Origin of the sequence: Clostridium septicum (assembly GCF_003606265.1) — a bacterium.
Taxonomy (GTDB): Bacteria; Bacillota; Clostridia; order Clostridiales; family Clostridiaceae; genus Clostridium; species Clostridium septicum.
In genome coordinates, this window is sequence record NZ_CP023671.1 from 3,243,313 (window position 1) to 3,259,801 (window position 16,489).

General features: G+C 24.8%; 22 protein-coding genes. 21 read left to right on the forward strand and 1 reads right to left on the reverse strand.

Annotated elements, in window-relative coordinates; translation table 11 throughout:
* The first annotated feature begins 11 nt into the window (after window positions 1–11).
* From CP523_RS14940 to CP523_RS14970, 7 genes are all read left to right on the forward strand, one after another.
* Window positions 12–458 carry a cell division protein SepF gene (locus tag CP523_RS14940; RefSeq protein ID WP_066676074.1) on the forward strand — a complete coding sequence of 149 codons (447 nt, stop codon included), beginning with the start codon at window positions 12–14 and terminating at the stop codon, window positions 456–458.
* A 30-nt stretch (window positions 459–488) separates the two neighbouring features.
* The gene (locus CP523_RS14945; RefSeq protein WP_227909607.1) at window positions 489–737 is read left to right on the forward strand and encodes a YggT family protein; all 249 of its coding nucleotides are present in this window, start codon (window positions 489–491) and stop codon (window positions 735–737) included.
* Complete coding sequence (locus CP523_RS14950; RefSeq protein ID WP_120141003.1) at window positions 734–1,504, forward strand: YlmH/Sll1252 family protein; 771 nt, start codon at window positions 734–736, stop codon at window positions 1,502–1,504. The genes CP523_RS14945 and CP523_RS14950 overlap by 4 nt, the downstream gene beginning before the upstream one ends.
* 19 nt (window positions 1,505–1,523) lie before the next feature.
* Window positions 1,524–2,120 (forward strand): DivIVA domain-containing protein, encoded by a 597-nt coding sequence (locus tag CP523_RS14955; RefSeq protein ID WP_066676070.1) that lies wholly within the window; start codon window positions 1,524–1,526, stop codon window positions 2,118–2,120.
* Window positions 2,121–2,248: 128 nt separating this feature from the next.
* Window positions 2,249–3,160 (forward strand): RluA family pseudouridine synthase, encoded by a 912-nt coding sequence (locus tag CP523_RS14960; RefSeq protein WP_066676067.1) that lies wholly within the window; start codon window positions 2,249–2,251, stop codon window positions 3,158–3,160.
* A 13-nt stretch (window positions 3,161–3,173) separates the two neighbouring features.
* The gene (gene pyrR / locus CP523_RS14965; protein WP_066676066.1) at window positions 3,174–3,713 is read left to right on the forward strand and encodes a bifunctional pyr operon transcriptional regulator/uracil phosphoribosyltransferase PyrR; all 540 of its coding nucleotides are present in this window, start codon (window positions 3,174–3,176) and stop codon (window positions 3,711–3,713) included.
* A 23-nt stretch (window positions 3,714–3,736) separates the two neighbouring features.
* Window positions 3,737–4,894, forward strand: coding sequence for a THUMP domain-containing class I SAM-dependent RNA methyltransferase (locus CP523_RS14970; RefSeq protein ID WP_066676064.1), 1,158 nt, complete (start codon window positions 3,737–3,739; stop codon window positions 4,892–4,894).
* Between the two features lie 55 nt (window positions 4,895–4,949).
* Here CP523_RS14970 and CP523_RS14975 read toward each other — a convergent pair whose 3' ends face one another.
* Window positions 4,950–6,701, reverse strand: a complete 1,752-nt coding sequence (locus CP523_RS14975; protein WP_120141004.1) for an Rqc2 family fibronectin-binding protein — start codon at window positions 6,699–6,701, stop codon at window positions 4,950–4,952.
* 252 nt (window positions 6,702–6,953) lie between these two features.
* On the opposite strand from CP523_RS14975, the gene CP523_RS14980 reads away from it, so the two are divergent.
* The 14 genes from CP523_RS14980 (at window position 6,954) to spoIIIAB (ending at window position 16,487) form a co-directional block, all read left to right on the forward strand.
* On the forward strand, window positions 6,954–7,937 hold the full coding sequence (locus tag CP523_RS14980; RefSeq protein WP_120141005.1) for a hypothetical protein: 984 nt from the start codon (window positions 6,954–6,956) through the stop codon (window positions 7,935–7,937).
* 105 nt (window positions 7,938–8,042) lie between these two features.
* Window positions 8,043–9,434: a GspE/PulE family protein gene (locus CP523_RS14985; RefSeq protein ID WP_409334525.1), complete on the forward strand. Its 1,392-nt coding sequence runs from the start codon at window positions 8,043–8,045 to the stop codon at window positions 9,432–9,434.
* Window positions 9,403–10,458 (forward strand): type II secretion system F family protein, encoded by a 1,056-nt coding sequence (locus CP523_RS14990; RefSeq protein ID WP_066676058.1) that lies wholly within the window; start codon window positions 9,403–9,405, stop codon window positions 10,456–10,458. The genes CP523_RS14985 and CP523_RS14990 overlap by 32 nt, the downstream gene beginning before the upstream one ends.
* Window positions 10,455–10,901: a type II secretion system protein gene (locus CP523_RS14995; protein WP_066676056.1), complete on the forward strand. Its 447-nt coding sequence runs from the start codon at window positions 10,455–10,457 to the stop codon at window positions 10,899–10,901. The genes CP523_RS14990 and CP523_RS14995 overlap by 4 nt, the downstream gene beginning before the upstream one ends.
* 11 nt (window positions 10,902–10,912) lie before the next feature.
* Window positions 10,913–11,365 (forward strand): hypothetical protein, encoded by a 453-nt coding sequence (locus CP523_RS15000; protein ID WP_066676054.1) that lies wholly within the window; start codon window positions 10,913–10,915, stop codon window positions 11,363–11,365.
* The gene (locus CP523_RS15005) at window positions 11,322–11,825 is read left to right on the forward strand and encodes a type II secretion system protein (protein ID WP_066676052.1); all 504 of its coding nucleotides are present in this window, start codon (window positions 11,322–11,324) and stop codon (window positions 11,823–11,825) included. Before CP523_RS15000 ends, CP523_RS15005 begins: the two co-directional genes overlap by 44 nt.
* Window positions 11,816–12,292 (forward strand): hypothetical protein, encoded by a 477-nt coding sequence (locus CP523_RS15010; RefSeq protein WP_066676050.1) that lies wholly within the window; start codon window positions 11,816–11,818, stop codon window positions 12,290–12,292. The genes CP523_RS15005 and CP523_RS15010 overlap by 10 nt, the downstream gene beginning before the upstream one ends.
* Before the next feature lie 22 nt (window positions 12,293–12,314).
* The gene (locus CP523_RS15015; RefSeq protein ID WP_066676048.1) at window positions 12,315–12,989 is read left to right on the forward strand and encodes a hypothetical protein; all 675 of its coding nucleotides are present in this window, start codon (window positions 12,315–12,317) and stop codon (window positions 12,987–12,989) included.
* The gene (locus CP523_RS15020; RefSeq protein ID WP_066676046.1) at window positions 12,940–13,332 is read left to right on the forward strand and encodes a hypothetical protein; all 393 of its coding nucleotides are present in this window, start codon (window positions 12,940–12,942) and stop codon (window positions 13,330–13,332) included. The genes CP523_RS15015 and CP523_RS15020 overlap by 50 nt, the downstream gene beginning before the upstream one ends.
* A gap of 10 nt (window positions 13,333–13,342) precedes the next feature.
* Window positions 13,343–13,693 carry a hypothetical protein gene (locus CP523_RS15025; protein WP_066676044.1) on the forward strand — a complete coding sequence of 117 codons (351 nt, stop codon included), beginning with the start codon at window positions 13,343–13,345 and terminating at the stop codon, window positions 13,691–13,693.
* A 163-nt stretch (window positions 13,694–13,856) separates the two neighbouring features.
* The gene (gene efp, locus CP523_RS15030; RefSeq protein WP_021875815.1) at window positions 13,857–14,414 is read left to right on the forward strand and encodes an elongation factor P; all 558 of its coding nucleotides are present in this window, start codon (window positions 13,857–13,859) and stop codon (window positions 14,412–14,414) included.
* Window positions 14,415–14,538: 124 nt separating this feature from the next.
* A complete protein-coding gene (locus CP523_RS15035; RefSeq protein ID WP_066676042.1) occupies window positions 14,539–14,901 on the forward strand; it encodes a CD1247 N-terminal domain-containing protein in 363 nt (120 codons plus the stop codon).
* Window positions 14,902–15,057: 156 nt separating this feature from the next.
* Window positions 15,058–15,981, forward strand: a complete 924-nt coding sequence (gene spoIIIAA, locus CP523_RS15040; RefSeq protein ID WP_066676040.1) for a stage III sporulation protein AA — start codon at window positions 15,058–15,060, stop codon at window positions 15,979–15,981.
* Window positions 15,969–16,487: a stage III sporulation protein SpoIIIAB gene (spoIIIAB, locus tag CP523_RS15045; protein ID WP_066676038.1), complete on the forward strand. Its 519-nt coding sequence runs from the start codon at window positions 15,969–15,971 to the stop codon at window positions 16,485–16,487. The genes spoIIIAA and spoIIIAB overlap by 13 nt, the downstream gene beginning before the upstream one ends.
* Window positions 16,488–16,489: the final 2 nt, after the last annotated feature.

The following is a 16,489-nucleotide window of genomic DNA, read 5'->3' on the forward strand; positions in this document are numbered from 1 at the left end:
GGGGATTAAATATGGGCAACATGTTTGGAAAATTTAAAGATTTAATAGGAATGGGGGATTATGAAGACGAATTCGATGAATTCGAAGATGATGACATCGAAGAAGAAGAAGAAGATATAGAACCTATAATTTCAAAACAAAAAGGATCTAAAGTAGTTAATATCCATTCAGCAGCAACAGCAAAGGTTATGGTAACTAAACCAGTTGGTTATGATGATGCTAGAGAAATTGCAGATGCAATAAAGGCTAGGAAAATAGTATTAGTAAATGCAACAGGATTAGAAACGAAAATTGCTCAAAGATTGGTAGACTTTATAAGTGGCTCATGTTATGTATTAGGAGCTACTTTACAGGAAATAGAGCAAAGGGTATATTTATTATCACCTTCCAATGTTGAAGTAACTAATGAATTAAAAAATGAATTAAGTTCAAAGGCGTTGTTTAATTGGACTAAGTAGGAGGGGATTGACATAGGCATTATTATTATTATTGTAAATCTATTAGTAAGATTATTAGAATTTACAATTTTAGCAGAGGTTCTATTATCCTGGATTCCAGGAATGAGAGAAAATAAAATATATGAATTGATAGTAACTTTCAATAATCCTATTATAGAACCTTTTAGAAGAATTCAACAAAATATTTTTTCAAATAGCATGATAGATTTTTCGCCTATGTTTGCGTTAATATTTATTAATATATTGAGAAGTATTATCTTTACGGTACTTCCATTATGATTAATAAAGAATATATTTTAAAGTCCTTTTCTAAAGAAGAGAGCTTTGATGCTATTAAGGTTTATGAGAAGCTTAAATTAGCTTCAGAAAAGGACTTTACTGTATTTACAAGTTCTTTTTATCCTCCTAATATATGGAGTTTTTTTGTTGAAAACTATAATTCTAAAATTTTAAAGGTGGAAACTTCAGGTTTCTTTTCTGAAAGTGAAAGAAGAATAATATCATTCAATAATCATTATGATTTACAATATCCTTTTATAGTATTAGAAATTATAAATAAATCTAAATTTGTTAATTTAACTCATAGAGATTATTTAGGGGCTATTCTTTCATTAGGAATTGAAAGGGAAAAACTTGGTGATATAAAAGTCCATGAAAATAGAGCTTTTGTACCAGTTATAGAGGAAATAGGGAATTATATATATATAAACTTATCTAATATAGGTAAGGCATCAGTTGAAGTGAAAATAGTAGATAACTTTGAGGAAGTGCCAGAAAGTTGTTTTAATGAAGAAGTTTTAATTGTATCATCGCTTAGAATAGATAGTTTTGTTTCGAAGATTGCAAAAATTTCTAGAGGAAAGTCACTTCAATTAATTGATTCTGGAATGGTTTTTCTTAACTACTCGAAAGTAGTAAACAAAAATCAAGAAGTACAAACAGATTTTAGAATAACAATTAGAGGAATTGGAAAATTTATTGTAGGTGATATTATTGGTGAAACTAAAAGTGGTAAACAGAGAGTGATTATAAAAAAATATACATAGATTTTAGAGGTGATTGAATATGAAGCTTACTCCAATGGATATAAACAATAAGGAGTTTAAGAAAGTACTAAGAGGATATAGTCAAGAAGAAGTTGATGAATTTTTAGATGAAATAGTTGAAAATTATGAGGAAGTATATAAAGAAAATTCAAGATTAAAAGAAAGTCTAGCAAGATCAAATGATCAGCTAGAACATTATTCAAAAATAGAAAATACTATTCAAAATACTCTTCTCTTAGCTCAAAATGCAGCAGAACAAGCAAGAGAAAATTCTCAAAAAGAAGCAGAAATAATAATAAAAAATGCCAATGAAACAGCTCAAAAAATAGTAGATAAAGCTCATACTGATGTAATTAGCATAAATGATGAGTATGAAAAAGTAAGACAAGAGTTTATAAAGTTTAGGGCGAAATTTAGGAATTTTATGAATACTCAAACTGAAACATTTGATGAGTTAGAAAGAGATCTTACTAAAAACTACAGTGTTGCAGAGCCTGTTGAGGAAGCAGTTGAAGAAAAAAATATTCAATTATCTGAAGCAGCCATAGAAATAGTTTCTGAAGAAGCTTGTACAGAAGATATGGAAGAAATAAAAAGTTTTTTTGCTAAAAAATAATTAAAAATCCGTTTTTACGGATTTTTTTCTTTATAAAGAAAATTAATTAATCTTTTATGTATTGAGTAAGATTTATTAATATATTATAATGTTTTAGGAATTACATATAGAAACGGAGAATTCTATTTATGAATGAATTTATTTTTAAGATAGAAGAAAAATATAAAAATAGTAGAATAGACAAATACCTTTCAGAAGTTATAGATGGAAAATCAAGATCTTTTATACAAGGAATAATTGATGATAAAGGAGTTTCAGTTAATGGAAAGATTGTAAAAAGTAACTATAAACTTAAAATAGATGATGAAGTTATAGTGAAGATACCAGAGGCAACAATATTAGAGGTTGATCCTGAGGATATTCCGTTAGATATAATATATGAAGATGAGGATATTATTGTTGTAAATAAGCCTCAAGGAATGGTGGTTCATCCAGCACCAGGTAATTATACAGGTACATTAGTAAATGCATTATTATATCACTGTAAAGATTTATCTGGAATAAATGGAGTAATACGACCTGGTATAGTTCATAGAATTGATAAGGATACATCAGGAATATTAGTAGTTGCCAAAAATGATGAAGCACATAATAACTTAGCAGCTCAGTTTAAGGAACATAGTATAAAAAGGGAGTATTATGCATTAGTTAATGGTAAGTTTGTAAATACTAGAGGTACAATAGATAAACCTTTAGGTAGAAATAAGAAAGATAGGCTAAAGATTGCAATTGTTGAAGATGGTAAGAGAGCAGTAACTCATTATGAAGTATTAGAGCAGTATAATACAAATATTTCATTAGTTAAGTGTACTTTAGAAACTGGAAGAACTCATCAGATAAGGGTGCATATGGCATCTATTGGGCATCCGTTAATAGGAGATGCTTTATATGGATTAAAAAAGCAAAAATTTAATCTTATTGGGCAGGCTTTGCATGCTAAAACTTTGGGATTTATACATCCAAGATTTAGTACATATATTGAATTTAACTCAGAACTTCCAGAATACTATAATAAATTATTAAAAGAATTAAGAAAATAGGGAGGAGAATTTAATGAATTTAAAGGCTAATTTATTAGATGATAAAGCAATTAAAAGAAGTCTTATAAGAATATCACATGAAATTATAGAAAGAAATAAAGGTGTAGAGGATGTAGTTTTAGTTGGTATTAAAAGAAGAGGATATCCATTAGCAAAAAGAATTGCAAAAAATATAGAAAATATTGAAGGAGTAAATATTCCTGTAGGATACGTAGATATAACTTTATATAGAGACGATGTTACAGAGATAAAGGATATGCCAAAGGTTAAAAATAAAGATATTGGTGGAATACAGGTAAAAGGAAAAAAAGTAATACTAATTGATGATGTACTGTATACTTGTAGAACAGTAAGAGCTGCTATTGATGCTATAATAGATGAGGGAAGACCAAATCAAATTCAATTGGCTGTATTAATAGATAGAGGACATAAAGAATTACCTATAAGGGCGGATTTTGTTGGGAAAAATATTCCAACTTCAAAAAATGAAATTATTGCGGTAGAAATAGAAGAAATTGATGGAGTTGATTCTGTAAAAATTTATGAGAATTAAAAGCTATAAAAGGAGCAAATAAAATGGAATATAATTTAATTGCAACAACTACTTTTGGATTAGAAGGTATAACGGCAAAGGAACTTAAAGCATTAGGATATGAAGATTTAAGAACAGAGAATGGAAAAGTATATTTTTCAGGTGATGAAATGGATATAGCAATTGCAAATATTCACTTAAGAACTGCAGATAGAATTCTTATTAATATGGGAGAATTTGAAGCTAAGACTTTTGAAGAATTGTTTCAAGGTACTAAAAAGATTAAGTGGAGTGAGTTGATACCTAAAGATGGAATAATGCATGTTAATGGAAAATCAGTAAAATCAACATTGCACTCAGTTCCAGACTGTCAATCAATAGTTAAAAAGTCTATTGTAGATAGCATGAGTGAATCTTATGGAATATCTCATTTTGAAGAGTCAGGTCCTTTATATAAAATAGAAGTATCTATATTAAAAGATAAGGTAACATTAACAATAGATACATCAGGACCAGGATTACATAAAAGAGGATATAGAGAAGAAGCAGGAGCAGCTCCACTAAAGGAGACTTTAGCAGCAGCTATGGTACTTATATCAAGATGGAAAGAAGATTTTCTTTTAGTAGATCCTTTTTGTGGATCTGGAACAATTTTAATTGAAGCAGCTATGATAATGCAAAATATAGCACCAGGAATGTGTAGAAGTTTTACTTGTGAGACTTGGCCAACTATGGATGAAGATATATTTGAACAAGTTAGAGAAGGTGCGGAAAGAGCTATAAAGCATAAAGATATAAAACTAATTGGATATGATATAGATGGAAGAATATTAAAGGTTGCTAAAAGTAATGCTCAGAAAGCTGGAGTTTATGATTATATAGAATTCCAAAAAAGAGATTTTAATGAATTCTCAAATAGTAATAAGAATGGATTTATAATAACAAATCCTCCTTATGGTGAAAGATTAGGAGAAAAAGAAGAAGTTGAAAAACTTTATGAGACATTTGGTATGTACAAAAGAAGATTTTCAGAATGGGATTACAATATTTTAACTTCATTTGAGGGATTTGAAAAACCTTTTGGTAGAAAATCATCCAAAAATAGAAAACTATATAATGGTAAAATAAAATGTTATTATTATCAATATTTTGATAATAATTTAATTAAGAATAATGGAGATATGGTGGTTAACCATATATAAATAAAAATAACTATATTCAATTTGTTTTAAAACAAATTAAATATAGTTTATTTTTTTACTTTATTATTTTACCATTTTCTATTACAAGTGATTTAAAGTCTAAAGGTTCAGCATATATTGTAAAATTAGTATGATAAATTACCATTCCAGGTTTTGAACCATTTGGTTTTTTTAAATTTCTAACTTTTGTATAATCTACAGGAACCTTTGTAGAATCCTTAGCTTTACTATAATAAGCAGCTAATATAGAGGCTTCTTCGAAAGTTTTATCTTTTATTTCATCTGTACAAACAATTACATGTGATCCTGGAATATTTTTAGTATGAAACCACATAAAGTTTTTATTTGCAAATTTTAAACTTAAATAATCATTTTGAATATTATTTTTACCTATATAAATATCTATACCTTCAGAAGATATAAAGTGTAGTGGTTTAGAAGTTTTATCCTTTTTAGAAGATTTATTTCTATTTCTGAATCTTAAATAGCCAGTTTCAATAAGCTCTTTTTTTATATCTTCAATTTCAATATAATTTTCACAATTTAAAATATTTGTAAGTACAGAGTTAAGATAAGTCAATTCATCTTTATTTTTTTCAAGTTGTTCTAAAGCTGATTCCTCTGATTTCTTTAGTTTATTATATTTCTTATAATACCATTGAATATTTTCAGAAGGAGTTTTATATTCATCTATAGATATAGTAATATACTCTTCATTTTCATTATAAAAATTTAATAAAGATACTTCTTTATCACCCTTTTTTATAGTATATATATATGAAGTAAGTAAATCAGCTTTAATTCTAAATACTTCTTTTTCTTCACATTCCTTTAAAATATTATTTAATTTTTTTTCTTTTTTAGTACACCTATCTATATTAGTATGGATAAGTCTTTGAAGATCTATTGATCTGTTATTTATTCTTTCTTGCTTATCCTTTGTAGCAAAGAATTCATCTAATAGTTCATGTGGACTTGAAAAATCTATTGAAGACATAGATTTTTCATAATTAGATAGAGAAAAGCAGTAAAAGTCTTTATAAATATTATTATTTTTGTATATTTTATAAGATATATTTTTATCTAAATTAAATATAAATTTGCTTATAAATTCATAAATGTTTATAGACGTAAAATTTTTATAAGTTTCAATAAAAGAATTATAAAGAGAAATAGATAGAGGCTTGCTAACACCTGTAAAAATTTCAGTAAATATTAGTTTATTAATTGAAATATTAATATTATTTTCTTTGATAAATCTGTCTAATTCATCTAGTGTAAAGTTAAAAGGATTTATTTTATTTGATTTAGGAGGATATACATAATTTACACCAGGATATAGAACTCTAAATGTATTTATATCAGGGGTAATATGTTTTATACACTCCATAACTTTATTATCTCTTTCTCTAACAAGAGAGATATTACTGTGTCTTCCCATAATTTCAATAATTAAAAAGTATTTACTATCAAATCCAAGTTCATCAGTTGCTTGAATTTCTAACTTAACAATTCTATCACCATCTATTTGATGTATATTAATTATTCTGCCACCTATTAAATATTTTCTTAAAACCATTGTAAACATAGGTGCTTTAAGAGGATTTATTTTAACTATATTTGTTAAATGCATTCTTGGAAATTTAGAAGAAGCAGAAATTAAAAGTTTTATATTTCTTCTATCTTTTCTTAATGTTAAAATTATTTCATCTTTTTCAGGTTGATTTATTTTATCAATTTTAGAATCTAAAATTAAGGTATTTAAATTCTGAACTAAATTATATAAGTATATGCCATCTAAAGCCATTATTTTCACCCTTTCTTTAGTTATAAGACTAAAAACAGTATAACATTTATTTGTGTATTATATCAATGGTTAAGGCAGATTAAGAGTTTTTATTAAAATTATAATTTCATGTGTCATATGCTATTGTTATAGATAAAAATCAAGAGTATAATATTGAAGGAGAATAGTATATAGAGGAAGAAATGTATATGTGTAGTATAAAATAATAAGAAGGTTATATTAGTATTAGCATTATATGGAAGAGGTAAAAGAATGAAAATCAACAAAAAATACATCCTTTTAATATTTGGGTTAACATCTATGGGGTTAATATTGACTGGTTGTAACAGTAAAGATGATTCAATAGAAAGTTTGGATGTATCTAAAGGATCAATAGTTAAAGAAGAAAATGGAAACTATTATAATTATAAATTTGATCCAAAAGGATATTCTAAAATAGAAACTGAAAAGGTTATACTTTCTTATGACTTAGAGACCGGGAATTATATTTATAATTCTCAAGGAAAAAATGGAATAGTGGCAAAAGATAAAGATATTTCGATAGATTATGCTAATCCTAAGGGGCTTAAATTATCAAAAGATGGTAGTTATTTTTCGTATTTTAAAGATGATACTTATCTAGAATTAGTAGTTAAGGATATAAAAACAAATAAAGAAATAGAAGTTAATAGTAATGTTACTATTTCTGGAACTTTAATAGACTGGGTAGATGACGATAAATTGGTTTATTATGGGATAGATGATAAGAAAAACAATGGTATTTTTATCTATAACATAAAAGAAGAAAAAGAAGAAATTTTATATAAACTTGATAATGGGTATATACAGTTTTTAAGAGCTACTACAGGTGGTGTGATCTTTGTTCAACAAACAGTTAATAATAAGAGAATATTAAAGATAGTAGATTTAAATAAAAATGTAGATGAATTAACTGATAAGATTTTAGAAGTAAATGATATTTTAAAAACGGAAAAAGGGATATTTATATTAGGAAAAATGAAAGATAATAATTACTCTATATATAAAGTAGAAGATAATAATGTAAAAAGGCTAGTATTTGATTTCCCTAATATAATACATTTAGAAAAAGGACTTTCTAGTGATTCAGAAGGAAATATATTATTTATAGGAAGTACAGAAAATTTTTCTAAAGAAAAAGTTTATACATGTATAGATGGAGCTGTATCAAGTTTAACAACAGAAGAAAGTAAATATCACTTTATTGATATAAAATAGAACCTATGACTAATAAGTCATAGGTTCTATTTTGTTAAAAAAAAGTTAATAAATTAACTTGAATACTAATTACAATAAATGTAAAAAATCTTAATGGTGATGAATGTGAAAGAAAATAATATGTTTATAAATAAACTTAACTTAAATATTTCAAGAAAAATAAATAAACAATTTGCATTGGAAAATAAAGTTATACCGCTTTATAGGGAAGAAAATCTAATAGTAGCTTTAGCTAAAAAAGAAAGTGAAGAAATAAAAAGAGAATTAAATTTCATATTCAATAGTGAAATAAAATTTATATTGATAGAAGAAAAAATTATATACTCTATTATAGAAAAAACATTTAGTGGGGAAAATGATGATTTAGAATTAGATATATTAAAAAAAGCAATAGATTTAAGTGCATCAGATATTCATATGGAACCTAGGGGTTCAGAGGTAGTAATACGATTTAGGGTAGATGGTATTTTATTTATGGAGAGAAAAATAAAAAATAATGAATATAACATATTACTTTCTAAGATAAAAATTAAAGCTAATGTAGATATAACAGAAAAGAGAAGGCCACAAGATGGAAAATATTCTATAACTTTAAATGAAAAAGAATATAGTTTAAGAATATCAACTATTCCTATTATTTATGGTGAAAAATTAGTTATAAGAATATTATATGGGAAAGTGCTTAATTATAGTATGGACAGCTTAAATTTAAATATAAAGCAATTAGAAAAGTTAAAAAAAATAATGTCTTTAAAAAATGGCTTATTTATAGCAACAGGACCAACTGGAAGTGGGAAATCTACAACATTATATGCCATGCTTCAATATATTAATAATGATGAAATAAACATAACAACTCTTGAAGATCCAATAGAAACTATCATTCCGGGTATAAATCAGATGAATTTAAATAGAAAAGCAAATATAAATTTTGCAAATGGTCTTAGAAATGTGTTAAGACAAGATCCAGATACAATTATGGTAGGAGAAATAAGAGATGAAGAAACTGCTGAAATTGCCATAAGTGCAGCATTAACAGGTCATAAAGTTTATTCAACTATTCATAGTAAAACTCCTAGAGAAGTTTATTTAAGGCTTGAAGATATGGGAGTGAAATCATATCTTATAAGGGATTCATTAGTAGGAATAATATCTCAGAGGCTTATAAGGATATTATGTAATAAATGTAAGGTTATTAGTGAAAAGAAAATTGTAAATAATGAAGAAATAAATTTATATGAAAGTTGTGGTTGTATTGAGTGTAATAATACAGGGTATAAAGGGAGAAAAATGGTGGCATCAATTTGTATTATAGATGATGATATAAAAAGAGTATATTCAAATATTTTCCAGGAAATAAATTATTTAAATAACGACGAAATGTTAGATTCACTAGAAGAATTATTAAAATTAGGAGATATAACTAAAGTAGATTTTAAAAATTTCATAATGATGGAGGGGCTTAATGAAAGCAAATATAGAAGGTATTTTAAATAGAAAAAGTGATATAGCATTATCTATAATAGCTGAAAATATTTATAAACTTTACGATGACGGAATAGATATTTTATTAATAATGGATTTGCTCTTAGAAGTTCCTCTACCTAAAAGATATATAGAAAGTATAAAAGATATTAAGAATTTAATTACAAATGGAGAATCCTTAGGAAATTCATTAAAACACCATAAAAATATATATCCTGAATTTTTTATTTCAATGGTAGAAGTAGGAGAAAAGAGTGGAAAGTTAAGTAATGTATTAAAGTGTTTAGAGGCGTATTATAAGAAAATTGGGCTAATAAAAAAGACTATAATAAATGCTTTAAGTTATCCTTTTATTGTTATAATATCCATGTTAGTTCTAGCAATTTTTCTAGTTTTATTTGTAATACCAAGCTTTTATGATATTTATTTGTCTTCTGGTATGGAGGTTCCTACAAGTTGTTTAGTAATGTACAAATTTGCTGAGTTTTTTAAAGATAATAGATTAATAGCTAGTTTATATATAATTTCATGGGGAATGGTATTACCAATTATATTATTTAGAATTTTATATAAGAATTATATAGAAAATTTTTTAAATAAAATACATATAGTAAATACGTTTAATGAATATATATTTATTTCATTATTATCCATTATAACCAGCAGTGGAATAAATTTATCTAAAGGATTAGATTATTGTGCTAGAAGTTTTAAAGGAAAGAATGTTAAAAATAGCTTTGTAATAATAAATGATAAAATATTGGAAGGAAAGTCTTTAGGAGAAAGTTTAGAGGATATAAATGGATACTCTAAATATACAGTTTCTATGATAAAACTTGGAGAAATTAGTGGAGGAATGGATGAAAGATTAAGATCATTATCATCATATTTAGAGAATAAAGTTAATTCTAATATTAAGAAATGGATGACTCTAATTCAACCTATTGCTATATTATTAATGGCTGGACTTGTATTGATATTTATAATAATTTTTATAATTCCTTTATTTGATGCCTTGTTAGGTGGAGTAAAATGAAGAAAAAACCGGCTTTTATGATATTAGAACTTATGGTTTCCATGCTTATTATAGTGATTATTATGGGGTGCGGGTTAAAATTAATAAAATCATTTCAAATAATTAAGGAAAAAGAAGGAATAAACAACTCTATTTATGAAATAATAGATGTATTTAGTTATGCTAAAGGATATTGTAGAAAGAATTCAGAGATAGGATACGTTAGAATAAATGAAAAAAATAAATCTATAGAGTTTACACCATCTATATATAACACAAAACTTAAAGAGGTTTATATGCCAAAGGATGTTATATTAGTTAGCAATTTCAGTGGTGGAAATAGAATAAAAGTATCTGAAAGTGGATATATAACTAGTGCTGGAAAAATAGAAATTAGATATAAAAAGAAGGTAATATCCACAATAACTATATCTGCTGGAAACGATATAATAAATATTAAATAGGATGGAGTTTTATGAGGAAAAAAGGAAGTTTAATAATAGAAACTTTAGTAGCAATGATGTTTCTAATTATAAGTGGCAGTATAGTATTAAGTTCAGTTATATCGGCAGAAAAGTCATTAAAGATAAGGAAGGTTAAAGAAGAATTAAGTAGAGTGTCTTATAATATTATGAATGAAATTAAATATAATTATACCTTAGAAGAAATAAATGAAATTTTAGATAAAGGATCTTTTAAACTTAAGTATTATGAAAATTTTATGCTAGATTTATTAAAGATTAATTTAATTGATATGGAAATAGGAGATGAAATTGAAATTACTAGGGTTAATGATAATAAAGAGGATAATATAAATAAAGATGTTAGTTTCTTATATAAATACAGAGTAAATATAACTGTGGATGTAGGAGGATTTGAAGTGAATGAAAATAGAGAATTTTACAAAAGCTTTTGGATGGAATCATAAAAAAGAAAAAGGATATACACTGATAGAAATAATGGTAGTATTATTTATTTCAACTTTAATAACAACTATGACACTTAAATTAGTTATATCTTTATATGATAAATATAAAAAGTTAGAAAATATAAGTATGAAAATGAACTTTGTAGATGATGCATCATTAACTATAGCACGTTTATCAAATGAATTTATGATAGATAAAATAATTTTCAATGAAGATATTAATGGAAGAAATTCTAGTATAAAAATAATTTATTTTCAAGATGTGAACAATGATAAATTAAAGAAAGAAAAAATAATAAGGTTAAATAATAAAAAGGAGCTTATATTAGAAAGTAGAAATGATACAGGATTAAATTTTATATTAAAGAATGTAGAAGAGTTTAAAGTGATAAAAAAGATAAATATTTTTTATGTATTAATAAAACATGCTACGGGAGATACAAGAATTCAATGCATATAATAGAAAAGATAAAAGCTAAGAAGAAAGGTTTTGTAATTATTGAGTCTTTAGGAGTTTTACTTATAGTTTTATTTTTTTCATTAATATTAAATAAAATAATTATAAATAACATTAAAAAATCTAATGTTTATTATATTGCAGAAGATATTAAAACTTTAACATTAAATGAAGAAAAATTATTAATGGAAGCTATTATTTTTGTTAATAAAGAAGATGAAGTAAAAATCAAAATTAAAGAGAAAATATTAAATGAAAATAATAATATACAAGGAGAAGATTTTAAATTTATAATTAAATACTCGCAAAATAAGAATTTATCTTTAGTGTTAACTAGAGATAAAACTTATATAGAGGAAGTAAAAAGTAGCAATAAAAGGCGCATAGGTATAGAGACAAAATTAAAAGAAAGTAATGAAATTGAATTTATAATGCTTACTCCTAAATATTATGAAACAAAGTTTTTTTGATAATAAAAGAAATGAGGTTTTTATGAAAAATATATTAGAAATAGAAGATGATATATATACATATAAAGGTAATAAATATAGTAAAAGCAATGAAAGAGATCTTTTAAAAGATGTAGGTAAAAATTTAAAAATAATTATAATAGATGAAGCATTACTTATAAAAAAATTTAAGGTTAATACTAGTGAAAGAGATATTGAGGAATTTATAAATGAAACTATAGAAAAAGAATTTTTGGTTAATGAAAATATGCTTTTTCATTACGAATATGTTAAGAGTGAAAATATAGTATATATATACTCAATAAAACAAGGAAACTTAGTAAGAAAATTAGGAACTAAAGTAAATAAATTAAAAGTACATCCAATGCAATTTATAATAAAGGATTTTATAAATAAAAAAATAAAAAAGTTTAGAAATTTTATATCAATTACAGAATTTAGAGGTAAATATTATGTTTTAAATATACATAACAATATAATAGTAAAATGTTATATATGGGATAAAATTAATAATTTAAATGAGGTAATTGAAAGTGGTATTAAGAATGATAATTTGATTATATTAGATAAAAATATAGAGCTAGAAAAAATAGATAGTTATATAAAAGAAAAATATGTAAAATATTTGAATGTGGGAGATATAATAAATGAAAAGTTATGTAGAAAACAAAAATTTTATACCAAAAAGTTATTTTAAAGAAAAAGAGTTAAGATTAAAAAGAGATAGAAGTAAAGGGTTGTTATTGCTAATAATATTAAATATTATTGTATTTCCATTAACTATAAATAATTTTTTTGTAAAAGAAGATTTAATTATAGAAGAAAGCAATATAGAAGAAGAATTTTCTAGCGAAAAAATTAAAAATATAATAAGTGAAATTGATAAAGACATAAAACATTTGAAAATAAAAAATGGATCTGGAGAAATACTTGTAAATGGAAAAGAAAAACTATACAGTATAGAATCAACAGAAAGCTTTATAATAGAAAATATAAAGAAATTAGAGAATAATGAATTTTTAGTTTCAATAAGGGGATAGATTAAAAAATATGAAAAAGAGATTTTATTTAACGAATATTATTGTTTTAATTACAATAATGCAAGTAGGATATTTGTGGGTACATACTTTTAAAGCACAAGAGGAAGATATAGAAGTATTTAAAGAAGTTAAAGAAGTTAAATCTATTAAAGAGATAGAAAGTAACTTAGAACGACTTAAAAATTATTCTATAGAGGAATATTTTAAGGAAAAAGATGGATGGATTATAACGTTAAAATTAAGTGGCATAGAGAATATATTATATAATTTAAATAATCTAAATAAATTTTACATAAAAAACTATGATTTTTATTATGAAAATTATAATGCTATGTTAAATTTAACTCTAAAAAGTAAATAAATTCACTATTATAGCATTAAAGTTAGATTAAATAATTGCATTTATTTCTTAATTTTGATAAAATATTTTTGTTATGTCACAAAGGTATAATAAAAATGATTAGTTAATTAACCTATAGGTTATAATAAATAATGAATAAAAGTTATTTTTGGAGGGATATTATATGATATCAGCAGGAGATTTAAGAAAAGGTACAACTTTCGAACACGAAGGACAAGTTTACACAGTAATTGATTTTTTACATGTTAAACCTGGTAAAGGTGCTGCCTTTGTTAGAACAAAGTTAAGAAATGTTATCTCAGGTGGAGTTACAGATACTACATTTAATCCAACTGCAAAATTACAAGAAGCAGTAATTGAAAGAAAAGAAATGCAATATCTTTATTCAGATGGAGAATTATATTACTTCATGGATCAAGAAACTTTTGAACAAATACCTTTAAACTATGAAAAAGTTGAAGATGCTATAAAATTTTTAAAAGAAAATATGTTTGCAATAATTAAATTTTACAAAGGTGAAGCTTTCTCAGTAGAAGCACCAAACTTTGTTGAATTATTAATAACACAAGCTGATCCAGGAATAAAAGGAAATACAGCTACAAATGCAATGAAACCAGCAACTTTAGAAACAGGTGCGGTTGTTAACGTTCCTATGTTCGTTAATGAAGGAGATACTATAAGAGTAGATACTAGAACTGGGGAATATATGGAAAGAGTATAATCCTATAGAAAATGCTAAGTTTTAAGTAACTTAGCATTTTTTTTAAAAATAATTTGATATTTATAGTAAGATATAGGTTATAATTATAATATAATGTAGTATTTTAAATTAAGGATGTGTGAAAATGCAACAAATAAAAAGTGATATTCAATTGTTTAAAGGAAAGTTAAATTTAGTACAAGATAAAGAATATAAGGATTTATTTAATAACATATCATCCATATTAGATGCTCTTTCAGATAAAGTAGAAGAAGTTTTAGTAAAACAGGAGTATTTAGAAGAGAATGTTCAATATATGGATGAAGACTTGACTGATTTACAAGAAGAGCTTTTTGAAGAAGTTTCTTTTGATGAATTAGATGATTTTGAAGATGAATATATTGAAATTAATTGTGTTAATTGTAATAAACCTATGTTTATAGAAAAAGAAATTTTAGAAAAAAACAAAACAGTTCCTTGTCCTTTTTGTAAGAAGAATATTAAATAATATAAATAAGCCCATATGTTTATTTTTTATAACAAATAAACATATGGGCTTAATTTTTTTTATAAATATTTTACATATTTAATTATAAGTATGAATATTATTTGATAGTGAGCAATAAAGATTTATAAAAGAACATTAGAAAAGGAAGTGATAAATGTGACTGGAGAAGAAGAGGTTTTTAAAGTTTTACCATTAAAAATCGGAAATATATTAAGAGATAGTACTTTAAAAAATTCAATTCAAGAGATAAGAATTAAAATTGGTAAACCAGTAATAGTTTATACATTTAAAGGAGAAGAAGTATTAAGTTATGTAGCTACTACAGAAGATATAAAACAAACACTTGTAAAAATTTCGAATTATTCTTTATATGCATATGAAGAAGAAATAAAACAAGGTTATATAACTATAAGAGGTGGGCATAGAATAGGTATTGCAGGTGAATGTGTATTTGTTTCTGGAACAATAAGGACTATTAAAAATATTTCTTCTTTAAATTTTAGAATCTGTAGAGAAGTTAAAGGGTGCTCTAATGAAGTTATGAGATATATAACAGAAAAAGATAGAGTATTTAATACCTTAATAGTTTCACCACCTAAATGTGGTAAGACAACCATATTAAGAGATATAGCAAGAAATATATCATCAGGAATGTATATTAGGGATTTAAAAGGAAAAAAGGTATGCATAATAGATGAAAGAAGTGAAATTGCAGGAAGTTTTAATGGGGTTCCTCAAATGGATGTAGGGATAAGAAGTGATGTTCTTGATAATTGCTTAAAAAGAGAAGGTATGATAATGGCAATTAGAAGTTTATCTCCAGAAGTGTTAATTTGTGATGAAATAGGAACTAAAGGAGATATAGAAGCATTACAGATGGCCTTTAATTCAGGAGTAAATGTAGTTGTTACTTTACATGGATATTGTATAGAGGATATTTACAGAAGAAAAGTATTTAAAGAAATGTTAGAATGTTCTATTTTAGATAGAATAATTATATTAAGTAACCGAAAAGGTGTTGGCACATTAGAGAATATATATGAAGTAGGAATGGAGGGGAACTTAAAATGCTTAAAATAATATCAATTTTAATAATATTTTTAGCATGTACCTACATAGGATTTTATTACGGAGAGAATTTTAAAAAGAGAAATAGCCAACTAAATGAAATATTAAAAGGTATACTTCTTTTAAATAATGAAGTTATGTATACTAACACGCCTTTACCAGAAGCTATTAGATATGTTGCACTTAAAGTAGATTATCCTTTAAGAAATTTACTTTTAAAAGTATCAGAGAATTTAGTAAAAGGTGAAAGTAAAAGTGTTTATGAAGCTTTTAATGAAGAGTATAAGAAAGAAAAACATAATTTTAAAATAATTGATGAAGATAAGCGTGTAATATCGGATTTTTTAAAATCACTTGGAGAATCTGGGGTATATGGACAAGATAAAATTTTTAATTTGGCAATAGAAAATATAAAGGTCAATTGTAAAGTTTCAGAGCTTATAGCAAGTAAAAACACAAAAATGTATAGAGTTTTAGGAGTTTGTATTGGCGCAATGCTTAGCCTATTCTTAATATAAAA

Excerpts from the sequence above, each read along its gene's own strand:
- CP523_RS14940 (WP_066676074.1), top strand. The coding sequence starts at position 12 with ATGGGCAACATGTTTGGAAAATTTAAAGATTTAATAGGAATGGGGGAT.
- CP523_RS14950 (WP_120141003.1), top strand. The coding sequence starts at position 734 with ATGATTAATAAAGAATATATTTTAAAGTCCTTTTCTAAAGAAGAGAGC.
- CP523_RS14955 (WP_066676070.1), top strand. The coding sequence starts at position 1,524 with ATGAAGCTTACTCCAATGGATATAAACAATAAGGAGTTTAAGAAAGTA.
- CP523_RS14960 (WP_066676067.1), top strand. The coding sequence starts at position 2,249 with ATGAATGAATTTATTTTTAAGATAGAAGAAAAATATAAAAATAGTAGA.
- pyrR (WP_066676066.1), top strand. The coding sequence starts at position 3,174 with ATGAATTTAAAGGCTAATTTATTAGATGATAAAGCAATTAAAAGAAGT.
- CP523_RS14970 (WP_066676064.1), top strand. The coding sequence starts at position 3,737 with ATGGAATATAATTTAATTGCAACAACTACTTTTGGATTAGAAGGTATA.
- CP523_RS14975 (WP_120141004.1), bottom strand. The coding sequence starts at position 6,701 with ATGGCTTTAGATGGCATATACTTATATAATTTAGTTCAGAATTTAAAT.
- CP523_RS14980 (WP_120141005.1), top strand. The coding sequence starts at position 6,954 with ATGAAAATCAACAAAAAATACATCCTTTTAATATTTGGGTTAACATCT.
- CP523_RS14990 (WP_066676058.1), top strand. The coding sequence starts at position 9,403 with ATGAAAGCAAATATAGAAGGTATTTTAAATAGAAAAAGTGATATAGCA.
- CP523_RS14995 (WP_066676056.1), top strand. The coding sequence starts at position 10,455 with ATGAAGAAAAAACCGGCTTTTATGATATTAGAACTTATGGTTTCCATG.
- CP523_RS15000 (WP_066676054.1), top strand. The coding sequence starts at position 10,913 with ATGAGGAAAAAAGGAAGTTTAATAATAGAAACTTTAGTAGCAATGATG.
- CP523_RS15005 (WP_066676052.1), top strand. The coding sequence starts at position 11,322 with ATGAAAATAGAGAATTTTACAAAAGCTTTTGGATGGAATCATAAAAAA.
- CP523_RS15010 (WP_066676050.1), top strand. The coding sequence starts at position 11,816 with ATGCATATAATAGAAAAGATAAAAGCTAAGAAGAAAGGTTTTGTAATT.
- CP523_RS15015 (WP_066676048.1), top strand. The coding sequence starts at position 12,315 with ATGAAAAATATATTAGAAATAGAAGATGATATATATACATATAAAGGT.
- CP523_RS15020 (WP_066676046.1), top strand. The coding sequence starts at position 12,940 with ATGAAAAGTTATGTAGAAAACAAAAATTTTATACCAAAAAGTTATTTT.
- CP523_RS15025 (WP_066676044.1), top strand. The coding sequence starts at position 13,343 with ATGAAAAAGAGATTTTATTTAACGAATATTATTGTTTTAATTACAATA.
- efp (WP_021875815.1), top strand. The coding sequence starts at position 13,857 with ATGATATCAGCAGGAGATTTAAGAAAAGGTACAACTTTCGAACACGAA.
- CP523_RS15035 (WP_066676042.1), top strand. The coding sequence starts at position 14,539 with ATGCAACAAATAAAAAGTGATATTCAATTGTTTAAAGGAAAGTTAAAT.
- spoIIIAB (WP_066676038.1), top strand. The coding sequence starts at position 15,969 with ATGCTTAAAATAATATCAATTTTAATAATATTTTTAGCATGTACCTAC.